This is a genomic window from Pseudoalteromonas sp. SWYJZ98, assembly GCF_015864495.1.
GTDB classification, from domain to species: Bacteria; Pseudomonadota; Gammaproteobacteria; order Enterobacterales; family Alteromonadaceae; genus Pseudoalteromonas; species Pseudoalteromonas distincta.
The window spans coordinates 86,630-105,914 of the sequence record NZ_JADYXA010000008.1; the positions used below are offsets into that span (position 1 = coordinate 86,630).

Genomic DNA, 19,285 nt, shown 5'->3' on the forward strand with positions numbered 1-19,285 from the left:
TGGTTTTTTATGCTTAGAGCAAAACGCGCGAATTATCTTACAATGCCGCGCTCTGAGCTTTTAACAAAGTCGACCATCAATTTCACAGCAGGGTACTTTTCGGCATCTTCACTAAGCGATTCAATCGCTTCGTCTGCACCTAAGCTTTTACGGTAAAACGCTTTGTATGCACGGCGTACAGCCATAATTTCATCACTTTCGAAACCACGACGTTTCATGCCTTCTTTATTGATAGCGGCAGGACCTGCTGGCATACCAATGGTAGTAACAAAAGGTGGTACATCTTTGTTAACACCTGAATACATACCAATAAAGGCATGTGCACCAATTTTACAAAACTGATGAACTCCCGAATTACCACCTAAGATAACCCAGTCGCCTACATGTACATGGCCGGCCACACTTGCATTGTTAGCAAAAATTACGTTATCGCCAATTACTGCATCATGTGCAACGTGTGTATAAGCCATAAATAAGTTATTACTACCAATTTTAGTAACGCCTTGGTCTTGAATTGTACCACGGTGAATAGTGGAACATTCACGGATAACATTGTTATCACCCATGATTAATGTGGTTGGCTCGTTGTTGTATTTTTTGTCTTGGCAGGCTTCGCCCACAGACGCAAACTGAAAAATATGATTGCCAGAGCCAATAGTTGATGGCCCTTTAACAACAACATGAGACTCAATAATACAGTTATCACCGATAACAACATCATTGCCAATATAACTATACGGACCAACTGAGACATTGTTGCCTAGTTTAGCGCCAGGTTCGATTATTGCTGTAGAATGGATCACTATTAAAACTCTCTTCTCGCACACATAATTTCGGCACTACATACAACTTTGCCGTCGACTCTAGCTTCTGCAGCAAACTTCCAAATGTTGCGACGTTCTTTTAAAAACTCAACATGAAGATGCATTGTATCACCTGGGATCACTGGCTGTTTAAAACGTGCGTTATCAACAGCAGCAAATAAATATAGTTCGTTTTCACTACGATTTTCTACTGTTTTAAAACCTAATAAACCCGTGGCTTGCGCCATTGATTCTAATATTAGCACACCAGGAAAAATTGGCTGATTTGGGAAATGGCCAGTAAATATAGGTTCGTTTATAGAAACATTTTTAATAGCATGTAAAGATTTGCCAGGTGTAAAATCAATAACACGATCAATTAATAGCATCGGGTAACGGTGCGGTAATAAACTTAAAATTTCTTGAATATCAAGGCTATTTAATTCGTTTGCCAAAATAGCATCCTTATTAGTGTTCAACGTTATGACTTAGCCAATGCTTCCAGCGCTTTAAGACGAGATTTCATGTCTGAAAGGTTACGCAAGTGAGCTATTGATTTACGCCATTCTTTGTTTGTTGTATGGGGCATACCAGATGAGTAAATACCTGGTTCGGTGATTGATTTTGTCACCATACTCATGCCGGTAATTATAACACCATCACATACAGACATGTGACCATTAATTGCAACCATGCCACCAATTTGACAGTTTTTACCAATGGTAACGCTTCCTGCAAGTACGGTGCAGCCCGCGATTGCGGTGCCTGAATTAACTTCAACGTTGTGCGCTATTTGACACTGATTATCGATAATAACATTGCTATGAATGATGGTATTGTCCAGTGCGCCACGATCGATTGTGGTACTTGCACCTATTTCAACTTTATTACCTATGATCACAGAGCCAAGCTGAGGTATTTTTACCCACTGCCCGCGTTCGTTCGCATAACCAAACCCATCACTACCTACAACACTATTTGCTTGAAACAAACAATCTGAACCAATTTCAACATCGTGATAAATAGTCACACTAGGCCAAAGCTTAGTGCCAGAACCTATTTTAACACATTCGCCGATAAAACTGTTCGGACCAATTTGCGCGTTGTCACCAATCACTGCATTAGCTTCAATGACTGCGTTAGCACCAATTGCGGCGCTGTCACTAACAATAGCTGTTGGATGCACCGTAGCGCTTGGATGAATACCTGTAGATGCTGATCGTGGCGTCGTATCCATAAATTGCGCTAATTTTGCGTAACTTACATACGGATTAGCAACAATAACTTTACTACCACTAAAGTACTCTGCATCGGCTTGGCTTACTATTACAGCGCTAGCTTGAGTGGTCTCAAGTTGCGTGCGATATTTTGAGTTCGCTAAAAATGCAATATGCCCAGAATGGGCATTTGCAAGTGTCGCTATTTTTTTTATTTCTAAAGCGCCATCACCCTGAAGTTCGGCGCCTAGAAGTTCCGCAATTTGCGAAAGCGTATAATTTTGCATAGAGTGATTATTTCTTACTAACAGCGGCTACAACTTTAGATGAAAGATCAGTCACTTCTTTAGGGTTAAAGTAAATTGTTGTGTCTTTTACTTTAACTTCGTCGAAGTCACCATCTTTAGCAATCTCTTCAATCGTCTTGATGATTACACCTTGAACTTTAGCAAGCTCTTGGTTTTGACGTGCTTTAATTTCTTGCTCTAAAGGACGGCCTTGTTCAGCAAGATTTTTTTGCATGCCCTGAATTTTTTCACGTAATGTATCTTTTTGAGCTTGGCTCATAGTGGTACTTTCACGTTTAAATTTTTCAGCTTCAAAACGAATATCGCCTTGTAGCTTTTCAAGCTCTTGACGGCGCTCAGCAAACTCAGTTTGTAAAGACTGTTCAATTTTAGCCATTTGAGGAATTTGCTTGTAGATTTCTTGCATGTCAACAATACCTACTTTATGTGCAAGTGCACTCGCAGAAGTACCCATCATTAAAGTTGCTAAAACTGCTACAGCTGTTGATTTAAATAATTTAGTCATAAAAAACTCCTTTAAAAAGTGTTACTAATGTTAAAGCTGATGGTTTTCGTATCGTCATCTTCTTCTTTTTGCAATGGATACGCAAAACTGATCAGCATTGGACCCATTGGAGAGATCCATTGTAATGAAAGACCGGTTGACACCCTAAAGCGCATAGGGTCTGAATAGTCATCTAATTTAGCACGCTCATCTGGTGCTAGGTTTTGGAAACGGTCTACATTAAACTCTGTATCCCATACGTTAGCAGCATCAACAAAGAAGCTCGTACGTACAGAGCTGGTATTTTCTTCATCTAAGAATGGCGTAGGAACAATTAGCTCCATACCTGCCACTGCTTTAGCATTACCACCAATACGGCCTTGTGGCACTAGAATATCAAATTCTGATGCGCCACCAATGCTACCGGTTGTAGTACCGTCTGCACCTGGCGTACCTGGAATAGACTGCGGTATACGCGATACAGCACGTGGTAATATTGTATTACGGTCAAAGCCACGTAGTTCCATTTCCGTTATACGGAAGTACTCTTGGAATGGAAGTGTTTGCTCATACCCGTTTGTAGAACCATAACCATTACCATAACCAAGTGCTGCACGCGTCGAGAATACCCAACGGTGGTCATTTGATATAGGCCAGTAAAAACGCGAATCGTAATTCAGTTTAAAGTACTGAAGATCTGAGTTAGGCGTTGTTGCTGTTAAGTTTAGAGTTTGACGCGAACCCGCTGTTGGGAATAAACCACGGTTAACGGTGATACGCGACCAACCAACACTCAGCTCATACTTAGTAAAGTCAAAGCCTGCATCTGGGTTATCTGGATCTAAGAATGTTTCACGAAGTACACGCGTTTGCTCGTACTCTGCAATATCCGAAAGCTCTTCTTTAATCCAACGGGCGCCAAAGTTAACACGATTTACAGCATCAATTGGAAAACCAATATTTGTGCCTAAACCATAACTTTTCGATTTATATTCAACAAGGCTAAATTTACTTGCATCGTAGTTTCTGTAAAAGATGCTACTGCCTTGCGATACACCATCTGGCGTAAAGTATGGGTCTGTGTACGATAAGCTTAAGCTTTCAGAACCTGTAGAGGTATTAAGGTTTAAACCAATTTGGTTACCTGTGCCTAAAAAGTTAGATTCTGTTACACCAATATTAAACTGCAGACCTAAGTAAGAACCATAAGCAAGGCCAGCATTAAAGCTACCCGCTGATTGCTCTTTTACAGTAAAGTCTACATCTACTTGGTCATCCACACCTGGTACAGGCACTACGTTAAAATCAACAGTTTCCATATAAGGCAAACGTTGAATTTGTAGTTTTGAACGCTCAAGGTTTTGATTAGATAACCAGGCGCCTTCAAGTTGTGTCATTTCACGGCGAAGTACTTCATCAGCTGTATTTTGGTTACCACCAACAATAATACGACGAACGTATACACGCTTACCTGGATTAACCGATAGTGTTAGTTGTACTTCTTGCTTTTCGTCGTCAATTTCTGGAATTGTACGCACTTCAGCATTAGCGTAACCAAAACGTGCTAAGTAGCTTTTAATAAATTCTTCTGACGAAGTAACGACTGAGCCATTGTAAAGCTCACCTGCTCTAAGTGGGATAACACTTTTAATTAAGTCTTCACGGCCAAGCAAGTCACCAATAAAGTCAAAGCCTTTAACGGTATATTTTACGCCTTCAGTTAAGTTAGCTGTAACGTAAACTGATTCACGCTCAGGGCTCACTGATACTTGCGTTGAATCGATATTAAAACGTAGGTAACCACGGTCTAAATAATAACTACGAATTTTTTCTAAATCGCCTTCAATGGTTTGCTTTTGGTAGCGATCGCTACCCATAAACTGCCACCAAGGTAAATCTTGCTGCGATTCAGCAAGTTTAAGAAGCTCTTCATTAGAAAAAAGTTCATTACCCACTAAGTTAATTTGTCGGATAGAAGCTGCATCACCTTCATCAAACTCTAATTTAAGTTTAACGCGGTTACGAGGCAACTTAGTAATACTGATATCTACTTTAGCGTTGTATTTACCAATACTGTGGAAAAACTCAACTAAGCCCTTTTCGATACTATCGATAACGGTTTTATCAAGTGGTTCACCTTGGCGAATATCTTGCTGATCAAGAGACTCATTAAGCTGCTCGTCTTTAATGTCTTTATTGCCTTCAAACTCAATGAAGCTGATGGTAGGACGTTCCGTTACTTTAAAAATAACGTTGTTGCCATCACGAAGGGCTTTTATGTTATCAAAGTGCCCAGAACGATAAAGTGACTTTATTGTTTTTGAAATCGTATAGTCATCAACATTATCGCCTACGTTAATAGGAATATGTGTTAGCGCTGCACCAAGTGCTACACGCTGTAAACCTTCAACTTTCAGGTCTTCAACAATAAAGGAGTTTTGGCCTAGGGCTGCAAAACTTGCACCCAATAAACTTGTTACTGCCAAATGTTTTTTTATAGCCATTTTATTATCTTTATCCTTTACAACTGTATTACCGCATAACACCCTACTAAAGTGGTGCTTTACAATCGTGTTCTAATTAGTAATTTGCCACGCTGTAAAACTACAAACGCGATACATCATTGAACAAAGCGAAACATGTTAGAAAAATGAGCAACAAGGCGCCCACTTTAAAACCAAACTCTTGTGTCTTTTCAGAGACCGGCTTTTTACGAAAAAGTTCAATTATGTAATACATTAAGTGTCCACCATCAAGCACTGGTAAGGGTAATAAATTAAATACACCCAAGTTAACGCTTATTAAGGCTAAAAAGCTTAAAAAGGCCACTAACCCATAGCTTACGCTAGTTCCAGCGCCTACTGCAATGCCCACGGGGCCACTTAAATTCTTAACCGAAACCTGGCCTGTAATTAAATTACCAATCATATCAAAACTGAGTGTAATTAAGCGCCACGTTTCTTTTGTGCCTCGCACGATACTATCGAGCGGGCCGTAATGTCTAGTCTCTACATAACCATCAGGCCATTGCTGTACAACAGGAGCAACGCCTAAAAAGCCTTGCTCAATACCGTTATTATCAATGCGCCCTTTAGGGGTTACTGTAATGGCTTTTATAGTATCTTGTCTTTTTACACTAAATTGTAAAGATTTGTTAGCTGATTGCGTAATAAGATTAACTAATTGCTGCCAATTGCTTATTGTTTCACCGTTTACAGCCAAAATTTTGTCATTAACTTGTAAATTAGCGTGTTCTGCAGCTGAATCTTTAGTCACCGCGGCAATTGTTAAAGTGGCTTGAGGTCTAAACGGTACAATACCTAACGAGCTTAGTGGTGGCACGTCTTGCTGATCTAGTTTCCACCCCTCTAAATTAAGCGTTTTAACACGTGGTTGAAGGTTTTTATCGCGCACTATCACTTCAACGCTTTCTTCACCTAAATTAGACATAAGTGCAAACGTGGCATCTTGCCATGTCGTTATATCATCATCACCAATTTTTATAATATGTTGAGAAGGCATAATGCCCGCTTGCTCTGCCCGGCTACCCTCGGTAATGCTACCTACCACAGGCTTTACCGACTGCACACCCACCATATACATTACAGCAAGAGCAAAAATGGCAAACAAAAAGTTGGCCATTGGACCCGCTGCAACTATGGCAATACGTGCATGTACAGATTTAGCGTTAAACGACAAGTGACGTTGGTTTGCCGGCACGTCATCAACACGCTCATCAAGCATTTTTACATAACCGCCTAATGGAATAGCCGCAATCACATATTCGGTATTATATTTATCGTGCCATTTTAACAATGGCTTACCAAAGCCAATTGAAAAACGCAGCACTTTAACGCCCATTTTTCGTGCAACCCAAAAATGGCCATATTCATGTATGGCCACTAAAATACCAAGCGCTAAAATAAATGAGCCAAGATTCCAAAAAAAATCAAACATATTAATGCGCCACTTTTGTTATAAATTCTGAAGCGCTAATACGCGCTAATTTATCGCACTCTAAAATTTCATCTAAGCTTTGTACATTGGTATACGTTGCAGCTTCAAGCGTTTGTGCATTTATTTTGTATATATCAGTAAAACCAATTTTACCGTTTAAGAATGCACTTACTGCTATCTCATTTGCAGCATTAACCGTTGTAGTCGCGCCCTGCCCTGCACTACACGCATCAATCGCTAATTGTAAATTTGGATAGCGAGAAAAGTCAGGCTTGGTGAATGAGAAATCACATATATCAGAGAAGTTTAACGGTTTAACGCCTGCATTAATTCGCTCCGGGTATGCAAGTGCATGGGCAATTGGCGTGCGCATATCAGGGTTACCCATTTGCGCTAAAATAGAACCGTCATGATATTGCACCATTGAGTGAATAATACTTTGTGGATGAATCACTACGTCTATATCACTGGTGTCGCAATTGAATAACCACTTAGCTTCAATAAACTCTAAGCCTTTATTCATCATAGTGGCCGAGTCTACTGATATTTTTTGACCCATCGACCAGTTAGGATGCGCCACGGCTTCACTTACAGTTACATCTTTTAGTGTGTTTATATCGCGCGTTAAAAACGGGCCACCAGAACCGGTTAGCAAAATTTTACTTACGCCATGTTGCTGTAAATTTTGATCGCCTTTGGCATTTTGTAACGAAGAAGGTAGACATTGAAAAATAGCATTATGTTCGCTATCAATTGGCAGCAAGGTCGCTTTATGTTGTTTAACTTTATCAATAAACAACTGACCTGACATAACTAACGATTCTTTATTAGCAAGGAGTACTTTTTTACCTGCTTCTACTGCACTTAATGTTGGCAGTAAACCAGCTGCACCTACAATTGCCGACATCACGACATCAACATCTGGGTGAGCACATAAGTCGCACATTGCTTGCTCGCCGTGCATAACAAGCGTTTGGCATTGTGTATTAGCTAAATAAGCAGATAGCTGCTCAGCGGCTTGCTGGGTAGCCATAATCGCATAAAGTGGTTCGTGTTCAATACACAGCTCAGCCATTTTTTTTGCGTTTTGCCCTGCAGCTAAAACAAAAACATCAAATAACTCTTTATTGCGCGATACAACATCTAGTGTACTTAAACCAATTGAACCTGTTGCGCCTAAAATAACCAGCAATTGCTTTTGGCTCATAAACTAAGAGTCCACGCATAGCACATTACAAACATTGGAGCTGCAGCCGTTAAGCTGTCAATGCGATCTAAAATACCGCCGTGCCCAGGTAAACAACGGCCGCTATCTTTTAAACCGGCTTCACGTTTAAACATGCTTTCCAGTAAATCACCTACCGCAGAGAACAATGCAATAAATGCAGTCATTATCGCGTAGATAGGCCAAACACCTAAGTTAACATCGGTAAAGTGACAAAATGCTAAAACAAAAATGATAGAAGCGACTACACCGCCTGCTAACCCTTCAATTGTTTTATTAGGGCTCACTTTTGGCATAAGTTTATGCTTACCAAAGCTCTTACCTGAAAAATAAGCACCAACGTCTGCACTCCACACAATACCCAATACGACTAAAATAAGTACAGAGCCAAAATGTGTTGATTCAGCATATTGCGCACTGCGCAGCGTATTTAGTGCAAGCCATAACGGCACAAGTGTTAATAAACCTGCAATGCCGCGCATTACTAAACCTTCATTCCACGCTTTAGCCATTTCTGGATAGCGCCAAATTAAATAACTAGCAACAATCCACCAAGCAAACGAAAGCGTAAATACGTAATTTGCATCACCTACTAGCTTGCCATTTTCCCATAGTGATTCAATAGGCCAATGTAAATTAAGCAGGCCAAGTAAGGCTGCAATCAATACAACAAAAGCACCACGTTTGAGCTTATCGCATAAACCCATAAACGCAGACCATTCCCATGCGCCTAATAATACTATTGCACCGGCAAAGTAACTAAATAACGTAAGCGGTGTATAAAAAACCAAAGCTAATGCCGATGGTGCAAGCACAAGTGAGGTTAAAATTCGTTGTTTTAACAAAATGTGACCCTTATTCTATTTAGGTTTGAGCGAGTAATTGTTTTATTTGTTCGCCCGTACAACCAAAACGTCGCTCTCTGGCAACGTAACACGCTATAGCCTCAGCAAATGCTGCTTCATTAAAATCAGGCCAAAGTATCTCGGTAAAGTAAAGTTCTGCATAAGCAACTTGCCATAGTAAAAAATTACTAATACGAACATCGCCACCAGTGCGAATAAGTAAATCAGGTTCAGCCTGATCTGCCATGCTCATATGCTGTGCTAAGCGCTCTTCTGTAATATCTTCTGCGTTGAGTGTGCCTTGCGCAACTTGCAAAGCAAGTTGTTTAGCCGCGTTAGCCATATCCCAACGACCACCGTAATTAGCTGCAACATTTAAGCGCAATCCGGTATTATTTTCAGTCAGCTTATGCGCAGCGTCTACCTTGCTACGTAATCCTTCAGAAAATCGTGATAAATCTCCAATAATGGTCAGTTTTACATTGTTTTTATGAAGCTTTTTAACTTCCTTTGTTAAAACAAATAAGAAAAGCTCCATTAAAGTGTTTACTTCGTCTTCAGGGCGGCGCCAGTTTTCACTACTAAAAGCAAATAAGGTTAACGATTGTATCCCTAATTTAGTACAAAACTGAACAGATTGACGAACTGCGTCTACTCCTTTTTTATGCCCATACACACGAGGTCTATTTCTAGCTTGTGCCCAACGTCCGTTCCCATCCATGATGATAGCAACATGTTTAGGTAAACATTGCTGTGAAATTGTGTCAGCATCTAGAACCATAAATATCGAGTATTCCATAAAAAAACGCCGCCTAGTATACCCTAGACGGCGTTTCAAAACTAATAATTTTAATAGGTCCTGTCGACCTTTCAGGATTGTAATTTATTCAATCTAGGCAGAACCCTTTGGGCAGCGCGTTTTTAGATTTTATGCATTGCTATCGCCTAATAATGGGAAATAACCACACTACATAGGCTATGCCTTGCCTTAAAACCAAACACACTACTGCAAACTCTACCTTAAAAGATAAACAGGCCCTACTTAGATTTCCATTAACTCTGCTTCTTTAGCAGCTAATAGAGTATCCATTTCTTTGATAAACTTATCTGTAAGTTTTTGAATCGCATCATCTGATTGACGCGCTTCATCTTCAGATATTTCTTTATCTTTTAATAAACCTTTTACATCGCCATTAGCATCACGACGAATGTTACGAATAGCAACACGACCGCCTTCAACTTCACCACGTACAATTTTGATTAGGTCTTTACGACGCTCTTCTGTAAGTGGAGGAAGTGGTACACGAATAACAGTACCTGCCGACATAGGGTTTAAACCTAAGTCAGACGCCATAATTGCTTTTTCAACAGCTTGCGCTAAAGACTTATCAAATACACCAATAGCAAGTGTACGAGAATCTTCAATTGTTACGTTAGCAACTTGGTTTAAAGGCGTTGGTGCACCGTAGTACGACACCATAATGCCATCTAGGATTGCAGGATGTGCACGGCCAGTACGAATTTTAGATAATTGGCTACCTAGTGCAGTTACACTTTTTTGCATGCGCGCTTGCGCGTCTTTTTGAATATCGTTAATCACGGTTTAATCCTAATTATTTGATTATTTCATCTGAGGCTTGTGAAGAAATAAGTGTTCCTTCTTCTTCACCCATAATTACGCGTTTTAGCGCGCCTGATTTATTCATATTAAATACGCTCAATGGCATATTGTGATCGCGGGCTAGAGTAAATGCCGCTAAATCCATAACTTTTAATTCTTTTTCAATGATTTCATTGTAGCTTAAGTGGCTGTAAAGCGTCGCTTCTGGGTTTTTAACAGGATCATCACTGTACACGCCATCCACTTTAGTCGCTTTAATTACTGTATCCGCTTCAATTTCAATACCGCGTAAACACGCTGCAGAATCGGTAGTAAAAAATGGGTTACCGGTGCCCGCTGCAAAAATAACAACGCGGCCAGTTTTCAATAAACTAATTGCTTCAGCCCAGTTATAAGCGTCACATACACCATTTAGCGGAATAGCCGACATTAAACGACAGTTTACAAATGCACGGTGTAGCGCATCACGCATTGCAAGGCCATTCATAACCGTTGCAAGCATACCCATGTGGTCGCCTACTACGCGGTTCATACCTGCTTCTGCAAGTGAACCACCGCGTAAAAAGTTACCTCCACCAATAACTAAACCCACTTCTACGTCAAGCTCTACTAGCTCTTTAATTTCTTGTGCCATACGGTCTAAAACTTTAGGGTCGATGCCGAAGCCTTCGTCTCCCATTAAAGCTTCACCACTTAATTTGAGAAGAACACGTCTAAAAATAGGTTTGCGATTGATAGTCATAGTATAGGGGCCAACTTTTATTGAATTATGGATAAAAAATAACCGCGCTTATGTTAAACATAAAAGCGCGGTTATTTTAAAGAATTTCTAGCTGTGAAGCAAAACCAAATAGTACTTTAATTGCATCTAATTTCCTTTTGCATCACAAATAGTTAATCTTACTGACCTTTAGCAGCTGCAATTTGAGCAGCAACTTCAGCAGCAAAATCTTCTTCTTTCTTCTCGATACCTTCACCAACTTCTACACGTACAAAGCCAGTAACTGTTGCGTTTTTCTCTTTAAGAATATCGCCAACAGATTTTTTAGGTTCCATGATGAAAGCTTGACCAGTAAGAGAAACCTCACCAGTGAATTTTTTCATGCGACCAACAACCATCTTCTCAGCGATTTCAGCAGGCTTGCCTTCATTCATCGCGATTTCGATTTGTACTTGCTTTTCTTTTTCTACAACGTCAGCTGGTACGTCTGAAGGAGTTAAGTACTCTGGACGTGAAGCAGCAACATGCATTGCAACGTGCTTAAGTGTTTCTTCATCAGCAACACCTGCAACAACAACACCGATACGGTCGCCATGACGGTACTCAACTAGGTTTTCACCAGCGATGTACTGCAGACGACGTACGTTGATGTTTTCGCCAATTTTAGTTACTAGCTCAACACGGTCTTCTTCAAACTTAGCTTGTAAGTCTTCGATAGTAAGAGTGTCAGCAATTGCAGCTTCAGCAACTTTATCAGCAAATGCTAAAAAGCTTACGTCTTTTGCAACGAAGTCTGTTTGACAGTTAACTTCTACTAGTACTGCAACACCAGCGTTTTGCTTGATGATGATAGTACCTTCAGCAGCAATGTTACCTGCTTTTTTAGCAGCTTTAGCAGCGCCACTTTTACGCATGTTTTCAATCGCTAACTCGATGTCGCCATCAGTCTCAGTTAACGCTTTTTTACAATCCATCATGCCAGCGCCTGTGCGCTCGCGTAATTCTTTAACTAGGGCAGTAGTTACAGCCATTAGTAAATCCTCAAATCTGAAATCTGGTTTAGATAAGCGGGTTACCCGCTCTACAAGAATAACAAGTCTTCACCTTAAAAAGATGAAGACTTGATGATAGCTAATTACTCAGCTTCAACGAAATCGTCTTTCTCAGCTTGAGCAACGATGTTATTCTCGCGACCTTCAGTGATAGCAGCTGCAACAGCGCTAGTGTAAAGGCTTACAGCACGGATAGCATCATCGTTACCAGGAACGATGTAATCAACGCCGTCTGGGTTAGAGTTAGTATCAACGATTGCAACAACAGGGATACCTAGGTTGTTTGCTTCACGGATAGCAATGTGCTCGTGGTCAGCATCGATAACGAAAAGCGCGTCTGGAAGACCGCCCATGTTTTTGATACCACCAAGGCTCTTTTCAAGCTTTTCCATTTCGCGGTTAAGCATTAACGTTTCTTTCTTAGTTAATTTCTCGAAAGTACCGTCTTGGCTTTGTGCTTCAAGGTCTTTAAGACGCTTGATTGATTGACGTACAGTTTTCCAGTTAGTCAACATACCACCTAACCAACGGTGATTTACGAAGAACTGATCGCTTTCTAAAGCAGCTGCTTTAACTGCGTCGCTTGCTGCGCGCTTAGTACCAACGAAAAGAACTTTACCTTTGTTTGCTGCAGCACTTGATAAAAACTTAAGTGCGTCGTTGAACATTGGTACAGTTTGCTCAAGGTTGATGATATGTACACGGTTACGTGTGCCGAAGATGAAAGGCTTCATCTTAGGGTTCCAGTAACGTGCTTGGTGACCAAAGTGAACACCAGCTTGAAGCATATCGCGCATTGAAACGTTTGCCATTTTATAGATCCTCTATAGTTGTTTAGGGTTAGGCCTCCACATATCCCATAGCACCAACACCGAAGTAATTAAACTTCAAATGCACCCAAGTGTATGTGACGATACGTGTGTGTGTTAAAATAAAATTGTGTTTGCCTTAAATACAAAAAATCATTTAAGAATTTATTTGTAAAAAGACGGCGCGCTTTATACCATATTAAAATTAAATACTCAACGTCGCGTGCAAAATTTGTTCGGCGATAAATGTTAGAAACTCAACTTTGGAGCCTCAATGAGCGCTATTATCAAGACCCCTGAAGAAATAGAGAAAATGCGCGTAGCTGGGCGCTTAGCGGCCGATGTACTTGAAATGATCGGCCCTCATGTAGTGCCGGGTGTTACCACCGATGAGCTAAATACACTTTGTCATGATTATATTGTTAATGTGCAACAAGCAATCCCTGCTCCGTTAAATTATCATGGCTTTCCAAAATCAGTTTGTACGTCAGTTAATCATGTTATTTGTCACGGAATTCCAAATGACAAAGCATTAAAAGAAGGCGACAGCGTAAATATTGACGTAACAGTCATTAAAGATGGCTACCACGGCGATACTTCTAAAATGTTCCACGTTGGAACACCAAACATCCAAGCTAAGCGTCTTTCAGAAGTAACACAAGAAAGCTTATACCTTGCTATTAAAATGGTAAAACCAGGTGTGCGCTTAGGTGATATTGGCTCTGCTATTCAAAAATATGCCGAAAGTTTTAATTACTCTATTGTTCGTGAATATTGCGGCCACGGTATTGGCGCAGGATTTCACGAAGAACCACAAGTAATGCACTACGGTAAAGCGGGTACTGGCGAAACTCTAAAAGCGGGCATGTGCTTAACAATTGAACCAATGGTTAATGCGGGTAAACGCCAATGTAAGCTACTTAAAGATGATTGGACTGTAGTAACTCGCGACCGCAGCTTGTCTGCACAGTGGGAACATACTTTATTAGTGACTGAAAATGGTGTTGAAATTTTAACGCTACGATCAGATGATACTATCGACAGGATCATAGAACACTAATAATAAATAAGAAATTAGGAGCCAGCCCACGTGGCATTACCCAACAAAGTAAAAAAGTTGCTCAGCGATGCTGAGCAACTTAGTGATTATCGCGATTGTTCTAGCTATTTTTATAAATGGTTACATAACGAATTTTCTAAACAACCGGTTGGGAATTTAATTAATGCCCGGGCTGAGTTTATTGACCGCCTACTAATTAAGCTTTTTCATGTTTACGACTTAGCGTGCGAACCTGATTTAGCATTAATAGCAGTAGGCGGATACGGACGAGGGGAGCTACATCCCTACTCCGACATCGACTTTTTATTGCTTGTAACTAAACCGCCAAGCGAAGAAATATGCGAAAAAATAGGCCAGTTTGTCACCATGCTATGGGATCTCAACTTAGAGATTGGTCACAGCGTGCGCACTATAGAACAAGCCATTGATCAAAAACGTGAAGACGTTACTTTTGCCACCAGCTTACTTGAAAGCCGCCTTATTTTTGGTAATCATATTGAGTTTGAAAAACTCAAAACGCATATTCTAGAAACACCCGTATGGCGCTCCGGTGAGTTTTTTACTGCCAAAGTTCAAGAACAAAACTTACGTCACAAAAAGTGCCATGGTACCGCGTATAATCTTGAGCCAAACATTAAAGAAAACCCCGGTGGCTTGCGCGACTTGCAAACTATTATTTGGGTTGCAAAAAAGCACTTTAGAACCGAAACCCTGCAAGAGTTAATAAGTCACGGTTACTTAAGCCATGAAGAGTTTCAAGAGCTTTCTGAGTGCCTAGAGAACCTATGGAATATTCGCTTTGCACTGCATCTAGCCGCAGGTCGGGCTGAAAACCGCTTATTGTTTGATCATCAACCACAAGCCGCCGAAATTTTAGGTTTTGGTAGCGACGGTAAAGCCTCTGTTGAGCGAATGATGAAGCGCTTATTTAGAATAATGAGCCGCGTGCGCGAACTTAACCAAATGCTACTTTCATACTTTGAGCAAAGTATCATGCCCGAAAGTAGTGAAAAAACGGTGATAGAGCTCGACAGAAACTTTGAACAAGTGGGCCATCAAATACGTGTAAAAGATCCATCTGTATTTTTTAGACGTGACCAACTTTTTGTATTGTTTGAGCACATAGCAGACAACCCTGCAATAACGCATATTTACCCAAGCACTATTCGTACAATTCGCCAAGTACGCCGCCGATTATTGGGGGATTTACAAGATTATGCAGCCTGTCGTGAAGCCTTTTTACGCTTAGTTAAACACCCTAATGGCATGGGCCGCGCATTTACGCTTATGCACAAGCACGGCATGCTTGCCGCCTACTTACCGCAGTGGCGTAATATCTTTGGGCAAATGCAGTTCGATTTATTTCACGCCTACACCGTAGATGAGCATACTCACAAATTAATCAAAAATATTTACGAATATTTTGATAAAACAGGCATTAGCGAGTTTCCGATTTGTAGTGAAATAGTCACTCGCATGGATAAGCCTGAGTTACTTTATTTAGCCGGTATATTTCACGACATTGCTAAAGGCCGAGGGGGAGATCACTCAGAACTTGGCGCTGTTGATGCTATAGCCTTTGCTAAATTACATGGTTTTTCATCCTCTGATGCAAAATTAGTTGCATGGCTTGTAAGTAATCATTTACTTATGTCGGTTACCGCGCAGCGTAAAGATATTAACGACCCTGCCGTAATAAAAGACTTTGCAACACGTATTAAAACAGAGCGCCAACTCGATTACCTATATTGTTTAACCGTTGCCGACATACGTGCAACCAACGACAACTTATGGAACGATTGGAAAAACACCCTACTGCGTGAATTGTACTTGCACACGCAGCGCGCATTACGCCTAGGGCTTGAAAACCCAATGGATCAGCGCGACCAAATTCGCGATAAAAAGCACCAAGCTAAACAACGTCTACTCAACTTAGGTTACCCTGAGAATAAAATTGATTTAATTTGGAGTCGCTTTAAAGCCAATTACTTTACCGCCTTTAGCGAACAGCAAATATCGTGGCAAAGTGAGCATTTATTAAGTAGCACCGATTTAAGCCAACCCAGTGTAATTGTATCTAACAAAGCAATGCATGGTGGTACACAAGTATTTGTATACAGCCCCTACTCTGGTGCGCTATTTGCGAGATTAGTGAGTGTAATTGGCTCTAAAAAAGCACAAATACAGCACGCGCAAGTACTGACCACAAAAGACGGTTACGTCCTGTTTAGTTTTGTAATACTTGAAGTAAGTGGCGACCCTATTGCAAGTGGTCGAGCGCAATCAATTAAACGCGGGCTTGAGCAAGCACTTAGCGATCCACGTAAAAAAATTCGCTTTAAAAAGAGCCGCTCTCAACGCTTTAAAGATTTTAATATTAAACCTAAAATTGTGTTGCGCCCACATGCACGCAAAGACCGTAGCTTAATAGAAATTCAAGCCGTCGATATACAAGGTTTACTAACCAAAATAGCCGAAGTTTTCCAAGCGCATTTACTACACATTCACGCTGCCCGTATTACAACGGTAGGTGAACGTGCCGAGGATTTCTTTGTTGTATCTAATAACGAATACCAAGCGCTGACTGATGAAGAGCAAGCAAAAATTCATCAGGCATTACGTAAAAAATTCAACGCCGAAACAGAATAGAGGACACACATGTCAGATTTAAAAACGATGATCGAAAACGCATGGGACAACCGCGATAGCATTAGCCCAAGCACAGTATCAAGCGACGTAAAACAAGCCATTATTGACGCACTTGATTTACTTGATAGTGGCGCAGCACGCGTTGCCGAAAAAATATCAGGTGAATGGGTTGTACACCAGTGGCTTAAAAAAGCAGTATTACTGTCGTTTCGTATTCGCGACAACCAACCAATGAACGACGGTGTAAACCAGTTTTATGACAAAGTACCGCTTAAATTTAGCGACTACACGCCAGAGCAATTTCAGCAAGGTGGTATGCGCGTAGTACCAAACGCTGTAGCGCGCAAAGGCAGCTTTGTAGGTAAAAACGTCGTACTTATGCCATCGTACGTAAATATTGGCGCATACGTTGACGACGGCACCATGGTTGATACATGGGCAACTGTAGGCTCGTGTGCACAAATTGGTAAGAACGTACATTTATCAGGTGGCGTAGGCATAGGCGGCGTTTTAGAGCCTCTACAAGCTAACCCAACTATCATCGAAGACAACTGTTTTATTGGCGCACGTTCTGAAATTGTTGAAGGCGTAATTGTTGAAGAAGGCGCAGTAATTTCAATGGGCGTTTATATCAGCCAAAGCACCCGTATTTACGACCGTGAAACCGGCGAAATTCACTACGGCCGCGTACCAGCAGGCGCAGTAGTTGTACCAGGCGCACTACCATCTAAAGATGGCACCCACAGCCTTTACGCTGCAATTATCGTGAAAAAGGTAGATCAACAAACACGTGAAAAGGTTGGCATAAACGCCCTACTACGCTCAATTGATGATTAATAGTCGGTTGGGTTGAGGGAAACGAAACCCAACGATACGTTGAAGTTAAGTGTTTTAGCTAAACTTTAATTGTATATAGAAAAGCTCTAAGCCGTTGGTTTGGAGCTTTTTAAACTCTTCTAAATGAAGTTTGAGTCTTGGACACTTCTACATTAAAATTCAATGAACTCAAAAGAGACTTTAGACCTTTAACAGCCAAGTCTTTGTTCTCTGATGGGCCAACTATAATTTCTTCAATTGAATTTTTAGGAAAAGGTATCGCTCTATATGGAGCAATTACTCCTGACTTCAAAGTTCTATAATGTAAAGGAAAAAACTCGCCATGTTCTGGTTCCAAGAATTCAAAATGTGACGAGTCTATAAAATCAAAATAATCAACTTTTTCATTACCATTTAATGAGACTATTCCAGGATAAAATAATGTAAAACGATATTCTTTTTCGTATTCAAATGCTCTATTTTTTATACTAGCTACTTTAAAGATAACTTCATTAAAAGCTTCAATAGCTGCTATTGCACATTTTTCATCTTGCTCTTTTTCATCTGGATTTGAATTTAAGATATAGCCTAATAGCTCTGGCAGATAATGTTTCTCGAGCACAGAGTTTAAAATATTCGTAGCCGGCTTATATTCAACAGCATCATAGCTGCTTAAAAATTTTCGTTGCCTAAAGTACAAGTCATCGTGCAACTCTTCTTTATTAAACTTGATACAGTATGAAGTTTGTTCTGTCCCATAAGTAAGCCAATGATTTAGACTATCTCGCTCAGTTGTAAATGAAGTAGTATAAATTTCATCTAATTCAGTTTTTTCAATGATGTCCCAAAGGAATTGTAAAAAATGGTTCGCAAGATGTACTTCCTCGTTTTGCATTGCTTTTTGAACTACATCCAAAGGCAAGTTTTTATGCTTTGCATAAATTTCTTCAAGCTTTCTTTGTGAAAATTCAGACAAGCTATCTCTAAGCGATTTTATCTTATCAATACCTTCTTTAATTTCTCTAAAGTCATTAAGATACTCTGCGTTAGTAGCCCATAAACTTTTGCTCTCTAAAATTCCCTTTAAACCATCCGCAGAAGTGTAGTGATAAACATATTCCATATAAAAAGCCTTAAATGATTAACTTTCTTCACTCTGAGTCTAACTCTTTAAGAGAAAACAATAAAATTGAATATTCTAAGACGTAAAAAGTTGGGTTTCGTTTCACTCAACCCAACCTACGCCGATAAAATTAATACCGAGCTGCTGCTCATTGTTAGCAACAACCTCCCAAAACCAAAAAAGCACTTATAAAATAAGTGCTTTTGGGTTTGCTCAATTAATTTTTAATTACAGCGCGTTAAATACGTCGTCTGTTTTAGCTGCGCAAATAAAATCGTTTTTGTGAAGGCCTTTAATTGAATGACTCCACCATGTAACGGTTACTTTGCCCCACTCGGTTAATAAACCTGGGTGGTGGCCTTCGTCTTCTGCCATGTCGCCTACTTTGTTAGTAAACGCGATAGCCTGTTTGAAGTTTTTAAATTTATAAACACGCTCAAGCTGCATAATGCTGTCGCGTACTTCTGGTACCCAGTCTGGGATTTTAGTAATTAATTGCGCTAACTCTTCGTCAGATACTTTTGGCGCATCTACATGACAGGCTTCGCATTTTTGTGCACTTAATGAAGACATTCTAAATCCTTACTTTTAGCTT

General features: G+C 40.3%; 18 protein-coding genes. 3 read left to right on the forward strand and 15 right to left on the reverse strand.

Translation table 11 applies throughout. The features are described from left to right. Positions 1-32 precede the first annotated feature (32 nt). From lpxA to rpsB, 13 genes are all read right to left on the reverse strand, one after another. Positions 33-803, reverse strand: coding sequence for an acyl-ACP--UDP-N-acetylglucosamine O-acyltransferase (gene lpxA / locus I6F10_RS08085; RefSeq protein WP_197098714.1), 771 nt, complete (start codon positions 801-803; stop codon positions 33-35). Positions 804-805: 2 nt separating this feature from the next. Then, positions 806-1,258, reverse strand: coding sequence for a 3-hydroxyacyl-ACP dehydratase FabZ (gene fabZ, locus I6F10_RS08090; protein WP_002958310.1), 453 nt, complete (start codon positions 1,256-1,258; stop codon positions 806-808). A gap of 26 nt (positions 1,259-1,284) precedes the next feature. Beyond that, positions 1,285-2,307 (reverse strand): UDP-3-O-(3-hydroxymyristoyl)glucosamine N-acyltransferase, encoded by a 1,023-nt coding sequence (gene lpxD / locus I6F10_RS08095; protein ID WP_165742988.1) that lies wholly within the window; start codon positions 2,305-2,307, stop codon positions 1,285-1,287. 7 nt (positions 2,308-2,314) lie between these two features. Next, a complete protein-coding gene (locus I6F10_RS08100) occupies positions 2,315-2,833 on the reverse strand; it encodes an OmpH family outer membrane protein (protein WP_165742987.1) in 519 nt (172 codons plus the stop codon). A gap of 11 nt (positions 2,834-2,844) precedes the next feature. Then, positions 2,845-5,316, reverse strand: coding sequence for an outer membrane protein assembly factor BamA (gene bamA, locus I6F10_RS08105; protein WP_024606270.1), 2,472 nt, complete (start codon positions 5,314-5,316; stop codon positions 2,845-2,847). Between the two features lie 100 nt (positions 5,317-5,416). Continuing rightward, positions 5,417-6,769 (reverse strand): sigma E protease regulator RseP, encoded by a 1,353-nt coding sequence (rseP, locus tag I6F10_RS08110; RefSeq protein WP_165742986.1) that lies wholly within the window; start codon positions 6,767-6,769, stop codon positions 5,417-5,419. A gap of 1 nt (position 6,770) precedes the next feature. Beyond that, positions 6,771-7,976, reverse strand: a complete 1,206-nt coding sequence (ispC, locus tag I6F10_RS08115; protein ID WP_165742985.1) for a 1-deoxy-D-xylulose-5-phosphate reductoisomerase — start codon at positions 7,974-7,976, stop codon at positions 6,771-6,773. Continuing rightward, positions 7,973-8,839, reverse strand: a complete 867-nt coding sequence (locus tag I6F10_RS08120; RefSeq protein ID WP_197098715.1) for a phosphatidate cytidylyltransferase — start codon at positions 8,837-8,839, stop codon at positions 7,973-7,975. Before I6F10_RS08120 ends, ispC begins: the two co-directional genes overlap by 4 nt. A 19-nt stretch (positions 8,840-8,858) precedes the next feature. Next, the gene (locus I6F10_RS08125) at positions 8,859-9,638 is read right to left on the reverse strand and encodes an isoprenyl transferase (protein ID WP_165742984.1); all 780 of its coding nucleotides are present in this window, start codon (positions 9,636-9,638) and stop codon (positions 8,859-8,861) included. A gap of 243 nt (positions 9,639-9,881) precedes the next feature. After that, entirely contained in the window at positions 9,882-10,403 is a 522-nt protein-coding gene (gene frr, locus I6F10_RS08130) for a ribosome recycling factor (protein WP_206013162.1), read from the reverse strand. Between the two features lie 49 nt (positions 10,404-10,452). Next, positions 10,453-11,202: a UMP kinase gene (pyrH, locus tag I6F10_RS08135; protein ID WP_024596498.1), complete on the reverse strand. Its 750-nt coding sequence runs from the start codon at positions 11,200-11,202 to the stop codon at positions 10,453-10,455. Between the two features lie 158 nt (positions 11,203-11,360). Further along, on the reverse strand, positions 11,361-12,212 hold the full coding sequence (gene tsf / locus I6F10_RS08140; RefSeq protein ID WP_002958320.1) for a translation elongation factor Ts: 852 nt from the start codon (positions 12,210-12,212) through the stop codon (positions 11,361-11,363). Positions 12,213-12,316: 104 nt separating this feature from the next. Continuing rightward, on the reverse strand, positions 12,317-13,045 hold the full coding sequence (gene rpsB, locus I6F10_RS08145) for a 30S ribosomal protein S2 (protein ID WP_002958321.1): 729 nt from the start codon (positions 13,043-13,045) through the stop codon (positions 12,317-12,319). Positions 13,046-13,316: 271 nt separating this feature from the next. On the opposite strand from rpsB, the gene map reads away from it, so the two are divergent. The 3 genes from map to dapD are packed head-to-tail and all read left to right on the forward strand — an operon-like array spanning position 13,317 to position 17,588. Then, positions 13,317-14,102, forward strand: coding sequence for a type I methionyl aminopeptidase (gene map / locus I6F10_RS08150; RefSeq protein WP_165742983.1), 786 nt, complete (start codon positions 13,317-13,319; stop codon positions 14,100-14,102). 30 nt (positions 14,103-14,132) lie between these two features. Next, complete coding sequence (glnD, locus tag I6F10_RS08155) at positions 14,133-16,751, forward strand: [protein-PII] uridylyltransferase (protein WP_165742982.1); 2,619 nt, start codon at positions 14,133-14,135, stop codon at positions 16,749-16,751. Positions 16,752-16,760: 9 nt separating this feature from the next. After that, entirely contained in the window at positions 16,761-17,588 is an 828-nt protein-coding gene (gene dapD / locus I6F10_RS08160; RefSeq protein ID WP_149591838.1) for a 2,3,4,5-tetrahydropyridine-2,6-dicarboxylate N-succinyltransferase, read from the forward strand. A gap of 109 nt (positions 17,589-17,697) precedes the next feature. Here dapD and I6F10_RS08165 read toward each other — a convergent pair whose 3' ends face one another. Together I6F10_RS08165 and I6F10_RS08170 are read right to left on the reverse strand one after the other, a co-directional pair. Beyond that, positions 17,698-18,690 (reverse strand): DUF2971 domain-containing protein, encoded by a 993-nt coding sequence (locus tag I6F10_RS08165; RefSeq protein ID WP_165742981.1) that lies wholly within the window; start codon positions 18,688-18,690, stop codon positions 17,698-17,700. Positions 18,691-18,918: 228 nt separating this feature from the next. Next, positions 18,919-19,263 carry a 4a-hydroxytetrahydrobiopterin dehydratase gene (locus I6F10_RS08170; RefSeq protein WP_165742980.1) on the reverse strand — a complete coding sequence of 115 codons (345 nt, stop codon included), beginning with the start codon at positions 19,261-19,263 and terminating at the stop codon, positions 18,919-18,921. Positions 19,264-19,285 lie beyond the last annotated feature (22 nt).